Origin of the sequence: Promicromonospora sp. AC04 (assembly GCF_003058225.1) — a bacterium.
Taxonomy (GTDB): Bacteria; Actinomycetota; Actinomycetes; order Actinomycetales; family Cellulomonadaceae; genus Promicromonospora.
Window position 1 is genome coordinate 111,957 of the sequence record NZ_QBUG01000014.1, and the last position, 14,664, is coordinate 126,620.

The window sequence follows — 14,664 nt, forward strand, 5'->3', positions numbered from 1 at the left end:
CTACACCTCGACAGGCACGACCACGCACAGCTCGAACGTGTCCCGGCCGCGGCGGAGCAGGTAGCGCACGCGCTCCGCCGTCGCCTCCGACGCGTTCTCGTCCTTGTAGCTCCAGCGCACGTCGACCCACAGCAGCGCGTCGCCCACCTGCTCGACGGCGCGCACGTCCGGCACGGCGGCGACCAGTCCCTGCTCCCGGTAGGCGGCGAGCATGCTGCCCAGGCTATCGCGCGCGGCCTCGGCGTCGGGCACCACGATGGAGCGCTCCGCCTGCACCACCACCGACGGGTAGCTGAGGCTGTCCGTCACGGCCTCGAGGTCGCCCGACCCGAGCGCGACACCGTAGTCAACGAGGAACGCAAGCAGGTCGTCCTGGTCGTACGGGGTACTCGTCATGCCCTCACGTTAAGCGGACGCCGCCCACCCCACCACGCCACTCGTATCCGTCGGGTCAGTGCGGCCGAACCCAACAAGAGCCCGCACTCAGCGGAGGGCACGGGCGATTGCCTGGGCCAGGTCCGTCCAGAGGTCCTCCACGTCCTCCAGGCCCACCGAGAGGCGCACCAGGTCCGGCGAGATCCCCGCCTCCTTGCGGGCCACCTCGTCCATGATCCGGTGGGTAAGGGACGCGGGGTGCTGGATCAGGCTGTCCACGCTGCCCAGGCTCACGGCCGGGGTGATCAGCCGCACGGCGGAGACCAGGGCCACCGGGTCCACATCGGTCTCGAACGAGACCATCGCCCCGCCCAGGCGCGGGTAGTGCACCAGGGTCACCCGGGGATGCTCCGCGAGCCGGCGCGCCAGCTCCGCCGCCGTGGCCGACGCCGCACGCACCCGCACCGGCAGCGTCGCCAGGCCGCGGTGCAGCTCGTAGCCCGCGATCGGGTGCAGCATGCCGCCGGTCACGAACCGGACCTGCCGCAGCGACCGGGCGAGCTCTTCGCTGCAGGCGACGACGCCGCCCATCACGTCGCCGTGCCCGCCCAGGTACTTCGTGGCGCTGTGCAGCACCAGCGCGGCGCCCAGCGTCAGCGGCCGCTGCAGCACGGGCGTGGCGAACGTGTTGTCCACCAGCAGGGGCACCGGGGCGCAGGCATCGGCCAGCGCGCGCAGGTCCACCTCGTCCAGCGTGGGGTTCGCCGGGCTCTCGACGACCACCAGTCCGGTTCGGTCAGTGATGGCCGACGCCGCTTCGTCGGGCGACGCCCACGTCACCGAGGTGCCGAGCAGGCCGGAGCCGAACAGGTGGTCCGTGGTGCCGTACAGCGGTCGCACGCCGACGACGTGCGGCTTCCCCGCCGCGACCTGCGCCAGCAGGCACGCCGAGAGCGCGGCCATGCCGCTCGCGAACGCGACAGCGGCCTCCGCCCCCTCGAGCTCGGCGAGGGCGTGCTCGAAGCGGCGCACCGTCGGGTTGGCGACGCGGCCGTACACGGGCGGGCCGCCGTCGTCGTGCCCCGCGGCGAACTCGTCCAGGCGATCGGCCTCGGCGATCACGTCGTGCGAGGGGTAGGTGGTGGACAGGTCGATCGGCGGGGCGTGTAGCCCCAGGGCGGCCAGGTCGTCCTTGCCCGCGTGGACCGCGCGCGTGGTCCAGGAGTGCATGCTCATGAGGGACTATCGGCACCCCCGGCCGCCGACGCCGGTCGGGCGTGCTAGAAATTCGGTCCATGGCCCAGAACGTGATCCTGGATTCGGTGGACCGTGCCCTCCTGGACGAGCTGCAGAAGGACGGGCGCCTCGCCAACAAGGTGCTCGCGCAGCGGATCGGCGTCGCGCCGTCGACCTGCCTGGCCCGCACCCAGCGGCTGCAGAACGCCGGGGTGATCCGCGGGTACAGCGCCCAGGTGGACCCGGCCGCCGTCGGGCGCGGGCTGCAGGCCATGCTGATGGTGCGGCTCACCACGCACTCCCGGCCGCTGCTGGGGCCGTTCGTCGACTGGGTGCGCAAGCTTCCGCAGACGCGGGCCGTGCACCACGTCTCGGGTCCGGACGACTTCCTGGTCCACGTGGCCTGCGCCGATACCGACGAGCTGCAGCGCCTGGTCCTGGACCTCACGGCCCGCGGAGAGGTGGGCCGCGTGCAGACCGACCTGGTGTTCTCCTCCTGGACCTGCGGCCCGGTCACCCCGGCGGGATGACCGGACCGCGGGCTGGGCTCCGGACCGCAGGCCCGGACCGCAGGCCCGGACCGGTGGGCCCGGACCGGTGGGCCCGGACCGGTGGGCCCGGACCGGTGGGACCGGGCCTGCGGTCCGGTCAGAGGGCCTGTGCCAACAGGTCGGCGAACAGGGCGTCGGGGTCGACGTCCAGGCCACGGGCCGTGAACCAGGCGCACACGGTGCGGCAGTCCCGCAGCAGCACGTCGCTCGCGAACGGGTTCGCCACGAGGTCCACGACCTGCGGCAGGTCGATGATGACCAGCCGCTCGCCGTCGGCCAGGATGTTGTACGGCGACAGGTCGCCGTGCGCGAAACCGAGCCGAGCCAGCACCGACATGCCGTGCGTCAGCTGGTCCCAGTACGACTCGAGCAGGTCGTCCGACGGGCGTACCCGGGTCAGCCGCGGCGCGGCGACCGCCTGGGTGCGGCCCTCGTCGTCGGTCACCTCGGTGCCCACGAACTCCATGAGCACCTCGGTGCCGTCGATCTGCACCGGGTAGGGCACCGGCGCGCCCGCCGACCAGGCGTCGCGCAGGGCGACGAACTCGGCGTCGGCCCACTGGGTGGCGGACACCGCGCGGCCCCACGCGGACTTGCGGTCCTCCATGGCGCGCTGGTCGCGCGTGCGCCGGACGCGACGGCCCTCGGTGTACTCGGTGCCGCGGTGGAACTGCCCGTGCTCCAGGCTGCGGTACCGCTTGGCGACCAGGAGGCAGCGCTCGGCCTCCTGGTCGGACGCGGAGCCGGACGCCGGGTCGGCGCCCGGCGGGACGGCACGCTCCACGAGGAACGCATCCGCCTCCTTGCCGGTCTTGAGGATGCCGAGCTCGGTGTCGAACGCGGCGTCGCGGGTGACCAGCCAGTCGGGCAGGGGCTCGGGCCCGCGCTGGCCCTTGGCGACCGACCGCCAGGTGGACCAGCGCTGCCCTGGCCCGGGCTGGGCGGGGTCGACGCCGGGTGGGTTGGCGCCGGGTGGATTGGTGCCCGGCAGATTGGCGCCGAGCATGCCGGTGCTGCGCGAATCCAAGTCGGCCCCGGTGGTGTCCTGTTCGACGCCGTGCTGGTCGCCTTCGTACTCATCGGCGCGGTACTCACTGGCGTCGTACTCACTGGCGTCGTACTCACTGGCGTCGTACTCACCGGCGTCGGCCGGATCCGCCACGAGCGTGCTCGGGTGCGGGCCCTCCAGGTCCTCGCGGCTGATGCGGGCACGACCGGACGCGCGTCGCTCGGCGGCGCTCGGCCGGGTGTCGGACTGGTTGCCGTCCCCGCGTGCGGCGCGGATCAGGACGGACTTCGGTGCTTCGGGAAAACGAGGCAAGACGGTGCTCCTTGATGCTGGAGCATCGCCGGATCAGTGCCGGGTGCTCCTGGTGACAGTGGCGTCTGCTGCCGCGAGGGCAGCCGCGCGAACGACGTTGTCCATGACCGCCTCCTAACCTGTCCGCACCGCACACGAACGCATCGTGCCGGAGCCGTCTTCCTACCTGGGCTGGCCGGCCATCGAGCGCCTCAAGGGTTGACCCGGTGACCGTGCGACGAGCATGCCACGCCCCTGCAGCGGACCGCACCTGTTTTTTCCGGTGACCGAATTGAGCGGCCGCCGATGCACATAGCTCGGCAGCGTCCTGTGAGGTCGGCAGTCGGCACCGAGGTCGGCTCAGGCCTGGACCGACCTCGGTGCCAACTGCCGACTCTGCTGTGCAAACTGCCGACCGCGTCGTGAGTCGGAGCACCGTGACGGCGTCGGTGGGCTGTCCTTCGGCAGCGGTCCGGCCGTCAGGCCGGCGGCAGGAGCGGGTTGATCCGGGCCCTCTTCACGACATCCGGCGGCATGTGCGCGGTGAACCGGGCGAGCATCGACCGGATGTCGCCGCGGTCGGATGCGCTCGCACGCTCCACCGTGACACCGGCTCTCCGGATGGCTTCGGCGCGGTCCTTCTCGCCCATGTACTCCTGCGCGGGGTCGTGACCAGGGCGAACGCCGTCGAGCCTGTACTTGACCAGCCCGTCGAACTCGATCCCGAGCGCCCACTGCTCATATCCGAGATCGGTGTGGAAGACCCCGCGCTCGGTCTGGACCGCCATCTGAGTGCGCGGTCGGGGCAGCCCGGCACGCAGCAGCTCGTACCGCACCCAGGTCTCCCAGGCCGACTGGGAACCGCCGTCCGCCAGCTCGATCACCAGCCGGGCCCGCCGGATACCGCGCAGGCCGGTTCGGGCGTCGAGCATCATGAGTAGATCGTCCCGCTCGGCGCCGAGCCGCAACGCGGAGTCGGCGATCACGAGCGCCTCCAGCGGGTGGAACGTCAGCGCGCAGTCGACGACGGTGCGCGTGAGCGAGGTGACCGGTAGACCCTGGGCTGTGGTGATGTCCTCGGGCGGAAGCTTGCCTCGGTGTCGTGCGATGTCGTTCGCCGAGCGGGTCGAGGCGCGATAGTCCTGATACACGTGCGTGCTGTCCGGCACCGTCCAGACGAGGCACCCCAGCAGCAGCGCCGCCGTCGTATGGCTGAAGACCGGATCTGAGCGCAGCTGGGTGTGCAGCGCGCGTGCGCGTGCCAGCTCCTTGTTCCGCTTCTCGCGCGCCGCCGCCGACGGCCCGTCGACCCGGATCGCGTCGGTGGTGCAGTATGCGCCACGCCGGATCCGTACGAGGGTGCCCTGGCGACTTGCCAGGGCGAGCTGGTTCTTGTCGCGCTCACGTGCGAGGAGGACATCGGGAACTGACACGGTGGCCAAGGTTGATGTGGTGTTCATGACCACGAGAGTGCCCGGCAGCACGTAGGGGCGGTTCGGCGGGTAGCGCCGTCTGTGGACAGATGCATCCCAAGCGCACCTGTGGTCGCGCTCGAACGGTTGCGGCACCGTATGGAGAGGCCGCATCTACACCGACGAACTGCTGGGAGTGGCAGTGGCAACGCGTCGGCGTCGTGGTGAAGTCCAGCTACGCGGCTGCCGAGGTCGGCAGTTTCCTGTGAGGTCGGCAGTCGGCACCGAGGTCGGCTCAGGCCTGGACCGACCTCGGTGCCGACTGCCGACTCTGCTGTGCAAACTGCCGACCGTGTGGGCGCAGACCAGGAGGCCGCCGACCTCGGCAGTCATGCGCCGGCGTCAGCCCCAGGCCGCCGACGGCGTCAGCCGCTCGGGTCTGAAAGTGCCGACGCAGGCGCAGGCGCCTCAGCTGTTGTTGTTGCTGTCGCTCCAGGGGAGGGCGTCCTCGATCGACTGCCAGACCGAGTCCCGCACGTCCTCGGTGGTGTCCTGGACGCCCTGCTCGAGGTCGTCCTGGATCTGCTCCCGCTGCTGCTCGAAGGAGTCACGGGCGTTCTGCGTGACCTGCTGCGCGTAGCCGACCACGCCCTGCACGGCGATCACGATCACCCACACCACGACGACCACCCAGAGCGGCCACGTACGCCCGCTGCGGCGCCTGCGCACCGCCGGCACGACGTTCACGACGGCGGAGGTCACGATGCCGAGCAGCGGGATCGACAGCTCCGCCATGCGCGGCGCCCACACCGGGTCGAGGCCGAGCATGGACACCGCGAGGTCGCCGAGCGCGGCGAACAGCGGCAGCTCGGCCGCGCTCGGCATCACGTCGAAGCCCGGGACCAGGCGCACCAGCTGGTAGACCGCGACGGCGAGCAGCACGCGCGGGATCCAGCCGACGATCGTCGCCACGGCCCGCGCGCCCCCGTCGGAGTCGCGCCTCGTGGCCTCCCGCGTCTCGCGGGCCTCGCGGGCCTCCCGCTCGTCGCGGCGCGACACGGGCTCGGCCGACGGCGCCGGCGGCTGCGCCGGGTCGCTGGGCCGGACCGGGGGACTCGGCTGCGTATCGGTCAGGGGCGCTGGCCGCTGCGCGGGGGCGGGCGCCGGACGCGCGGCAGCAGCCGCCGATCCCGGGCGGAACGACGGCGCGACCTGGGTGGCCTGCTGGTTGGTGGCGGGCGCCAGGCGCTGGGCCGGGCTGCTGGTCTGGCGCCGGGGCGCGGCCGTCGTCGGGCTGCCTGGCAGGGGCAGGCCGTGGCGCTGCCGGTAGGCGGCCCAGCCCTCGAACGTGTCCGCGTACCCCTCGGGCGTGAAGGCGGGCGCCCAGCGCATCGCGGCCCACAGGTAGTCCTTGATCTCCACGGGAGCGCGCCCGCCTGCCCGCTGCGGCCCGACGGCGGACAGGTACGTGGAGATGACCGCCTCGGCGGCGCCGTCGAACCCGTCGGCGTGCACCTGGTGCAGGCGGCCCATGAGCTGCTGGTCGTAGACCAGGTTGGTGATGGGCTCGCCCTGCTGCACCGGGTTGTTCGCGAGCACGCTGGTGGGCGCGACGGCGGACGGCGCCCCGCTGCCCGTGAGCACCTCGGTGACGAGGCCGCGCTCGACCATGGTGACCCCGGCGGCGGCGAGCAGCGCGGGATCGAGCCCGGCGCTGTCGCCGGCGAGCTGGGCCACGGTGCGCGACAGGTTGTGCAGCGGCGGGCGGTCCTCGGGCCGGTGCCGCGTCATGGCCAGGATCAGGGGCAGCAGCCGCTGGTCGACCGGCCCGACGTCGGCCGCCGTCAGGTCGCGGCCCGCGAAGTTGAGGTCGTTGGGCAGCTCGCCGGTGGCGAGGAAGATCAGCAGGAGGCCCAGGCTGTACACGTCGGAGCGGGCGTGCGGCTTGCGCACGAACAGCTCGGGCGCCATGTACGAGATGGTGCCCGCCGCGTGCGTCGAGGTGCTGGTGCCGTGCCCCTTGGCGATGCCGAGGTCGATGAGCACGTACCGGTCGGGCGCGGCGATGATGTTGGCCGGCTTCACGTCCCGGTGCAGGAAGTGCTCCTCCTGGAGCACGGCGAGGGCGTCGAGCACGTCGTCGGCCACGCGCAGCACGTCGTGCAGCGGCATCGGCCCGCCAGAGGCCAAGCGCTGGGAGAGGGTGGGACCCGGCACGAGCTCCATGGCGAACCAGGGCGTCGGCCCCTCCAGGTCGGCAGCGAGGAGCTGCGGGAACCCGCGCCCGGCGAGCCGCTGCAGCAGAGCGGCCTCGCCGGCGAACCGGTCCAGGGTGCCCGGCTCATGGTTGGTCAGGACCTTGAGCGCGACCTCGCCGCCCTGGCCCGTCGCGCGATACACGTGGGCGAACCCGCCGTGGCCGAGCGACTCGCCCAGCTGGAACGGGCCGAGGACCTCGCCCGTGGCGGGGATGCGCGGCGCGGTCGAGCCCCCGTTGCCCGCGTGCCCGACGGCGCCCCCGTGCCCAGCGGCGCCCGCCTGCCCAGCGACCCCCGTTTGTCCGGACGGCCCGGCGGGCGCCACCACCCTCGTCGGCGCGGTGGGCGGCACCACCCGCGTGGGTGCGGGCGGGGGCGGCACGAAGGCGGTCTGGTCGCCACCCCGGGCCGGCTGTCCGGCAGGGCGTGCGGCCGTCGTGCGGGTGGTCTCGTCGGACAAGAAAAGGACTCCTCAGCAGCGCACCGGAACAACCGGTCGGACCGGAGAAACGCTATCAGCGTCCCCCCACGCATGCGGGCAAAGTCCCCGAGCTGTGACCTGTTATCCGTTGCCGCCGGGCAGGGCGTCCTCGAGCTGGTCGGTGATGCCCTGCTCGACGCTCTCGGTCGCGTCCTGCTTGGCGTCCTCGACGCCCTGCTCGACCTCGTTCTGGACGGATTCCTTGGCGTCCTGCTTGGCGTCCTCGATGCTCTGGTCCACCGAGTCCTGGACGTCCTGCTTCACGTTCTCCGTGGCTTCCTGGGCGTAGCCGATGATGCCGCCGACGGCGAACACGACGATCCACGCGACGATCGCCAGCGCGTAGGGCCAGATGGCCAGCGACGTGTTCAGCGACCGGATCGTGTTGAACAGGCCCGCGAGCGCGATGCCGAGCACCGGGATGGTCACGTTGGCCGCCTGGTCGGACCACTCGGGGTTGAGGTTGAGCATGCCGAGCACGCCGTCGCCGATCCCGCGGAACAGCGGGAACTGCGAGACGTCGGGCATGACGTCGAACCCGGGGACCAGCCGGACCAGCTGGTAGACGCTCAGCACGAGCAGGATCCGCGGGATCCAGGCCAGGACGGCGCCCGCCACCGAGCCGCCCCCGCTCGAGTCGTCGTCCCGGTCGCGGTCGCGGCGCGGCGGCAGCGGCGTCTGCGGGCCGTAGCCCTGGTCGAAGGGGGAGGGCTGGCCCGGCTGCTGGCCGGGCTGGCCGTAGCCGGGCTGCTGCCCCTGGCCGTAACCCTGCTGGCCGTAACCCTGCTGCCCGTAGCCCTGCTGTCCGGGCTGTCCGTAACCGGGCTGCTGGCCGTAGCCCTGCTGGCCCGGCTGTGCGTAACCCGGCTGACCCTGCCCGTAGCCGGGCGCCTGTGCCTGCGTGGGCTGCTCGGTCTCGTACGGCCGGAACGGCCGCGCGGGCGGCGGCGTCGCGCTCCGGTAGTCGCGCTGCGGCTGCGCCATCCCCGCCGGGGGCATGGGGGGCATCATCTGGGTCTGTTCGTCGCCGGCGGAGCCTCCCCGGGGCGGCATCACCTGGGTCTGTTCGTCGACGGCCGAGCCTCCCTGGTACTCGGGAGACCACTGGCTGGCGGCCTGGCCCGCCTGGATCGCATCCATCCGCTGCGTCGCGGCATACGATGACGGGGCGCCGGGCTGTCCCGGACGAGAGGGTGGGCGCCGGATCTGCGTAGGGTCGTCCGCCGGAGGAATACGGCGGGTGGGCTCGTCGGACACGCGAAAGGCTCCTCGGTTGTGGTCCCGGTTTCGACACCTGTTTGCGCGAGAACCTACCAGGTGGGGTGAATGCCCCGTTGGGGTGGCCAGGCGGCCGATCATGTCCGACCCTTGCTTCGGGGGCGAACCACGCAATGCCGCCTGCCCAGGAACTTCGGAGGAAACGTATGAGCTCTGACACCGTGCCCCGCTGGCCTCGGATCGACGCGATCGTCCGGGAGGACGGCTCCGGTGAGGTGACGATCGACGGGACGTTCCACCCCATCAGTGCGGGGAGCCTGGAAGAGGCGCGCGTCGAGGTCCTGCGCAGGGTGACCGAGAACGCGGCGAAGGTGGGCCGGCCCGTGCGGGCCTCCGCGACCGGTCCCGAGGGGCTCTGGAACCTGATCGTGCACCCGGACGGAACAGTGGTGCCGGAGGAGGACGAGCTCGCGCCGCCGTCGTCCCCGACGCCGCAGGCGCCGCCCGCCGCGTCGATGCCCGAGCCGACGGCGGGGCCGGCCACGATCCCGGCCCCCGCGTTCGAGGGCGTGCCGGTCGCGGACCTGTCGCAGGGCGACGAGCCGACGGCGGCGGACCCGATCGCCACGCCCGGCATCCCCGGCGACGGCGCAGGGCCGGACGTGTTCGGCCCCGCCGTCGAGACCGACTCGGACGAGACGGTGCGCCGTGCCCCGCGGGCACCCGAGGCATCGGACGCCGGGGCGCCTCCGGCGGACCGGCCGGTACTTCCCGGCGCCTCGGCAGCCGCGCCGGGGCCCGCGTACACGACTCCGGTCTCGTCGAACGGCAAGGGCGCAGATACGGTCGTAGACCCCGGTGTCGCCGACTGGGTACGCGAGAAGGCAGCAGAGAACGGTCCGGGCAGCGTCCCCGGCGGTATGGCCGGCGGTGTCGCGAGCCCGGTGTCGGGGCCCGTTGCCGCGGTGCCGGCGGGCGGGTACACCAGCTCGGGCGGTGGCCTGTCCGCGCCGCCGTCGGACCCGACGCCGGTGACCGACGGCGATGGCCCGCGCTCGCGCCGCGAGGCACGCCAGTCGTTCCTCACGCACCAGCAGGACGAGGACCCGGCGACGCGTGGCTTCCGCGGGGTGCTGACCCGCATGGGCATCCGGGTCGGGCCGAGCGAGGCGGAGCGGGCCGAGCGGGCCGACGAGCGCGCGGTGAGCCAGCACTGGCCCGGGCCGCGCACCATCTCGACGGTGAACGGCAAGGGCGGCGCGGGCAAGACGCCGTCGACGGTGCTGCTCGGGGCGGTCTTTGCGCAGTTCGGCGGCGCGGGCGTGGTCACGTGGGACAACAACCAGACCCGCGGCACGCTGGGCTGGCGCACCGAGCAGGGCCCGCACGAGTCCACCCTGCTGGACCTGCTGCCGCAGACGGACCGGCTCCTGGGCCCGTCGGCGCAGGCCGCCGACCTCGCGCGGTACGTGCACCACCAGACGCGCGACCGGTTCGACGTGCTGCGCTCCAAGCCGATAGCGATGGCGAACGAGCAGCGGATCGAGCCCCAGGACGTGGACGCGATCCACTCCGTGCTGTCGAAGTACTACCGGATGATCCTCATCGACTCCGGCAACGACGAGTCCGACCCGATGTGGCAGCGGATGATCGACCTGACCGACCAGCTCGTGGTCGCCACCACCACGCGCGACGATCACGCGGAGGCCGGGGCGCTGCTACTGGAGGCGCTGGCCACCCGCGACGGGCGGTCGGCGTACCTGGCGCAGCAGGCGGTGGTGGTCGTGAGCCAGGCCGACCAGAAGGAGTCCCCGGGCGAGCTGGAGAAGGTCGCCGACGGGTACCGGTCGCTGGCCCGCGAGGTGGTCACCATCCCGTTCGACCCGGCGATGGTCGACGGCCACCTGCGCTACGGCGCGCTACGCCCGGAGACCCGCCGCGCCTGGCTGGCGGCCGGCGCAGCGGTAGCGGGCGGCCTGTAAGCCATTCTTGTTGTGGGCGTGATCGTTGCGCCTAGGACGGACGCACAAGCGCAACGATCACGCCCACGACAAAGCCCCGGGGGTGTCAGCCCGGGAAGAACGCGACGATCTGGTTCCAGACCGACATGGTGTCGTAGCCCATCTCGTTCAGCAGCGCCCACACGATCCCGATGATCGCGTAGAGCGACACGGGGATGAGGAAGATCCACTCGCGCACCGAGCCGGCGTCGCCAAGGATCGGCAGCGCGAGGTTGCCGCCGGACTTCCAGACCCTGTCGAGCTCGACTCCGCGCCCGTTGCGCATCCAGAACGGGGACTTGAACTTCAGCGGCCACAGCAGCGGCACGCCGGCGGTGGTGATCATGTCGCCCAGGATGTGCACGACGCAGCCGAGCGCCACGCTGAACGGCATCCAGTACCACTCCTCGGGCGCGAAGACCGCGATGAGGACCGCGAGCACTATCGACGTGGTCCACGGCAGGATCTTGGTGTCACGCGTGATCTTGAGCGCCTTGAGCGCGAACGCGACCAGCAGCACGCACATGATGCCCGGGCCGATGAGGATCGACCCGAACCGCTCGTCGCCGGTGTCGATGCTCAGGAGGCTGAGGGCCCAGGCGATAGCGGTGAACACGGCGACGCCGAGGATCGAGTGCGTGCCCTTGCGGTGCCCTCCGGAGACGGTCTCGATGCCCTTGACCACCACGTCCGAGACCGGCGACAGCGAGTTCGCGATGGTGCCGGAGTGATGGTCCGCGTCGGGCAGCAGCGCCGCTCCCGCGCAGACGAGGGCTCCCGCGATGACGCCGGTGTCCGTCACCGGGTACCAGCCGAAGGCGATCGGTGTCGACGCCGTGACTGCGATCCAGGCCGCGGCTCCCGTCGCGGCGTGGTGGCCTCCCATCATGGTGGTGTGCACTCCAGTTCCCGGGTCTCCCCGATTCGAAAAGATGGCATGGCGGAATCAGCCTGTTTGACCAGGTTTGTTCCAGAGCCGAACCAGGGAAGTGAACCAGAGAGCGCGGGGAAGTACGGGGAGGGCACGCCAAGCGAGCGGTCAGGCGCCCGTCACGTACGCGTAGTGGTGGAAATGCTGGTCGCGCACGAAGCCCTCCGACTCGTACAGACCCTGCGCGGCGACGTTGTCCCACGCGGTGGCCAGCGACACGCGGATGGCGCCGGCCTCCTTGGCCCGGCGGCACGTGTCCAGGACCAGCGCGCGCCCGGCGCCCGTCCCGCGCGCGGCCGGCGAGACGAACAGGTCGTTCAGGACCCAGGACCGGCTCAGGCTCACGGACGACCAGGTGGGGTAGCTCTGCGCGAACCCGACCAGCTCATGGCCGGCGCCCGTCTCCTCCGGGTCGCCACCTTCCGGCACGAGCACCGCGACCAGGAGCACGCTGTCGCCCGAGTCGCGGCGGGCGGTCAGGTAGGCGCGGGCTTCGGCGTCGGGCACCTCCTGCTCGTAGAACCGTAGGTACTGGCGGAAAAGGTCGACCACGGCATCGACGTCGTCGTCGGTCGCGGGGCGCACATCAACAGACACGCTTGCGATCATGTCAGGCCGAAGGGGGTCGGCGCCATGACCTCCCGCGATACCGGCAGCGATTCCGGCGCCCCGCGGGAGGAACATGCCAGGCCACGGAACGGTTGACAGAGGCGATGAATACCCAGCCTCGCTTGTCCGTCCTTGACCTCGTGCCCGTCCGCTCGGGCCAGACCAGCGCCCAGGCCCTGTCGGCCTCGCTCGACCTGGCGGCGCTCGCCGACCGGCTCGGCTACGAGCGCTACTGGTTCGCGGAGCACCACAACATGGCAGCGGTCGCGGCGTCGTCGCCGCCCGTGATGATCGCCGCCGCCGCCGCGCGGACCTCCCGCATCCGGGTGGGGTCGGGCGGCGTGATGCTGCCGAACCACGCCCCGCTCGTGGTCGCGGAGCAGTTCGCGGCACTGGAGGCCGTGGCCCCCGGCCGCATCGACCTCGGCATCGGCCGCGCCCCGGGCAGCGACCCCGTGGTCACCTCCCTGCTGCGCGCCACGGGTCCGACGGCGGACGTGGACCGCTTTCCGCAGCACGTCACCGACATCCTGAGCCTGATGGGGCCCGACGGTGCCCGGCTGCGCCTGGTCTCGGGCGACATCTACGACGTGCGGGCCACCCCGGCCGCCGGCAGCGTGCCGACCGTGTGGCTGCTCGGCTCCAGCGACTACTCCGCGCGCCTGGCCGCCGAGCTCGGGCTGCCGTACGTGTTCGCGAACCACTTCTCCGGGCAGGGCATGGACCAGATCCTCGCCCTGTACCGGGACGGCTACCGCCCCTCGCCGGAGCACCCGGAGCCGCGCACGTTCGTCACGGTCAACGCGGTGGCGGCGCCGACGTCGGACGAGGCCCACGACCGCGCCCTGCCGCAGCTGCGGCAGATGGCCCGGCTGCGCTCCGGCCAGAAGCTGGGCCCGCTGGAGACCGTCGAGGAGGCCCTGCGCGCCACGGCCGACGAGCCCGCCGACGGCATGATCGCCCAGTCCATCGAGGCGATGCGGACGCGCTGGCTGATCGGCGACGCCGAGCACGTCGCGGCCGAGGTGCGCGGCCTGGCCGAGCGGCACGGCGTCGAGGAGGTCATGCTCGTGCCGGTGGCCGGCTCGCGCGACGACGAGCCGCTGGACGCGACGTTCGGGCGCTCGCAGACGCTGGAGCTGGTGGCGGGCGCCCTGAGCGCCTGAGCGTCGCGACCGCGTCGCGCGGCACGACTGCGCCGCGCGGCACGGCCGCGACCGGCACGGCGGGCACCGCCGCGAACACGGGGTATCGGATCTGACCAGATCCGGTACCCCGTCGTCGTGCACGGGGGTTGTGCGTGGGGAGGCGCCGGGTGCATAGTGGGAGTGGCCAACCAACTTGTTGGTTGGCAACATCGAATCCCGCCCGAGGAGCCCACATGTACACCGTCCCCGATCAGACCGGCCGCACCGTCGTCGTCACCGGTGCCAACAGCGGCACCGGCCGCGAGGCCGCCAAGCGCCTCGCCGCCGCCGGCGCCCACGTGGTCCTCGCCGTCCGCAACCCGGACAAGGGGGCAGACGCCCTCGCGGAGGTCCTCGCGACCCGGCCCGACGCACGGGCCGAGGTGCGGCTCCTGGACCTCGCCGACCTGGCGTCGGTCCGCGCCTTCGCCGACGGGCTCGGGCGCGACCTCGACCGGCTCGACACCCTGGTGAACAACGCGGGCGTGATGGTCCCGCCGCAGCGGTACGAGACCGCCGACGGCCACGAGCTGCAGTGGGGCACCAACTTTCTCGGCCCGTTCGCCCTGACCAACCGGCTCCTGCCGATGCTGCTGGCGGCGCCCGCGCCGCGCGTCGCCACCATGAGCTCCGGCGTGGCCAACCGGGGGCGGATCGACTTCGGCGACCTCGACTGGGAGCGGCGCCCGTACCGGGCCTGGGCCGCGTACGGGCAGTCCAAGCTCGCCGACCTGCACCTGGCCCGGCACCTCGCGCACCTGGCCGCACGCCGCGGCTGGGCCCTGGTGAGCACGGCGGCACACCCCGGGTTCACCCGGACGAACCTCCAGATCACGGGACCGACCATGGGCCGGGAACGGCGGAACGGTTGGACCCCGCGGTCACCGCTGCCTTCGATGGCGCCGCCGGAGGGCGCCGGTTCGATCCTGCTCGCCGCCGCCGACCCCGGTGCGCCGTCCGGCGCCTACTACGGGCCTCGGTTCATGCTGGTGGGCGAACCCGTCCCGGCGCGGCTCAACCGGCGCATGCGCGACGACGCCACGGCAGCCCGCCTCTGGTCCGTCGCCGAGGAGACCACCTCGACCGCGGTGCCCGCGGGCTAGGCT

The 14,664-nt window shown here is 72.6% G+C and carries 12 protein-coding genes; 4 read left to right on the forward strand and 8 right to left on the reverse strand.

Annotated elements, in window-relative coordinates; all coding sequences use genetic code 11:
• The gene (locus C8K30_RS27755) at positions 1 to 396 is read right to left on the reverse strand and encodes a hypothetical protein (RefSeq protein WP_108496137.1); all 396 of its coding nucleotides are present in this window, start codon (positions 394 to 396) and stop codon (positions 1 to 3) included.
• An 87-nt stretch (positions 397 to 483) separates the two neighbouring features.
• Positions 484 to 1,611 (reverse strand): PLP-dependent aspartate aminotransferase family protein, encoded by a 1,128-nt coding sequence (locus C8K30_RS27760; RefSeq protein WP_108496138.1) that lies wholly within the window; start codon positions 1,609 to 1,611, stop codon positions 484 to 486.
• A 59-nt stretch (positions 1,612 to 1,670) separates the two neighbouring features.
• Here C8K30_RS27760 and C8K30_RS27765 point away from each other — a divergent pair, with 59 nt between their 5' ends.
• Positions 1,671 to 2,141: an Lrp/AsnC family transcriptional regulator gene (locus tag C8K30_RS27765; protein WP_108496139.1), complete on the forward strand. Its 471-nt coding sequence runs from the start codon at positions 1,671 to 1,673 to the stop codon at positions 2,139 to 2,141.
• A 118-nt stretch (positions 2,142 to 2,259) separates the two neighbouring features.
• On the opposite strand, the gene C8K30_RS27770 is transcribed toward C8K30_RS27765, so the two are convergent.
• The 4 genes from C8K30_RS27770 to C8K30_RS31070 all read right to left on the reverse strand — a co-directional run bounded on the left by C8K30_RS27770 (position 2,260) and on the right by C8K30_RS31070 (position 8,753).
• Complete coding sequence (locus tag C8K30_RS27770) at positions 2,260 to 3,483, reverse strand: serine protein kinase RIO (protein WP_233257522.1); 1,224 nt, start codon at positions 3,481 to 3,483, stop codon at positions 2,260 to 2,262.
• 458 nt (positions 3,484 to 3,941) lie between these two features.
• Positions 3,942 to 4,922 (reverse strand): hypothetical protein, encoded by a 981-nt coding sequence (locus tag C8K30_RS27775; RefSeq protein ID WP_108496206.1) that lies wholly within the window; start codon positions 4,920 to 4,922, stop codon positions 3,942 to 3,944.
• A gap of 420 nt (positions 4,923 to 5,342) precedes the next feature.
• A complete protein-coding gene (locus tag C8K30_RS27780; RefSeq protein ID WP_108496140.1) occupies positions 5,343 to 7,592 on the reverse strand; it encodes a serine/threonine-protein kinase in 2,250 nt (749 codons plus the stop codon).
• A gap of 102 nt (positions 7,593 to 7,694) precedes the next feature.
• Entirely contained in the window at positions 7,695 to 8,753 is a 1,059-nt protein-coding gene (locus C8K30_RS31070) for a hypothetical protein (protein WP_199230737.1), read from the reverse strand.
• Positions 8,754 to 9,037: 284 nt separating this feature from the next.
• On the opposite strand from C8K30_RS31070, the gene C8K30_RS31505 reads away from it, so the two are divergent.
• Positions 9,038 to 10,813 carry an ATPase gene (locus tag C8K30_RS31505; RefSeq protein ID WP_233257523.1) on the forward strand — a complete coding sequence of 592 codons (1,776 nt, stop codon included), beginning with the start codon at positions 9,038 to 9,040 and terminating at the stop codon, positions 10,811 to 10,813.
• Between the two features lie 85 nt (positions 10,814 to 10,898).
• Here the strand turns inward: C8K30_RS31505 and C8K30_RS27795 are convergent, their stop codons facing one another.
• Both C8K30_RS27795 and C8K30_RS27800 read right to left on the reverse strand, forming a co-directional pair.
• Positions 10,899 to 11,732: a metal-dependent hydrolase gene (locus C8K30_RS27795; protein ID WP_233257524.1), complete on the reverse strand. Its 834-nt coding sequence runs from the start codon at positions 11,730 to 11,732 to the stop codon at positions 10,899 to 10,901.
• Positions 11,733 to 11,870: 138 nt separating this feature from the next.
• The gene (locus C8K30_RS27800) at positions 11,871 to 12,359 is read right to left on the reverse strand and encodes a GNAT family N-acetyltransferase (protein ID WP_233257525.1); all 489 of its coding nucleotides are present in this window, start codon (positions 12,357 to 12,359) and stop codon (positions 11,871 to 11,873) included.
• A 116-nt stretch (positions 12,360 to 12,475) separates the two neighbouring features.
• Here C8K30_RS27800 and C8K30_RS27805 point away from each other — a divergent pair, with 116 nt between their 5' ends.
• Positions 12,476 to 13,537: an LLM class flavin-dependent oxidoreductase gene (locus C8K30_RS27805; protein WP_108496142.1), complete on the forward strand. Its 1,062-nt coding sequence runs from the start codon at positions 12,476 to 12,478 to the stop codon at positions 13,535 to 13,537.
• A gap of 215 nt (positions 13,538 to 13,752) precedes the next feature.
• Positions 13,753 to 14,661: an SDR family oxidoreductase gene (locus C8K30_RS27810; RefSeq protein ID WP_108496143.1), complete on the forward strand. Its 909-nt coding sequence runs from the start codon at positions 13,753 to 13,755 to the stop codon at positions 14,659 to 14,661.
• Positions 14,662 to 14,664: the final 3 nt, after the last annotated feature.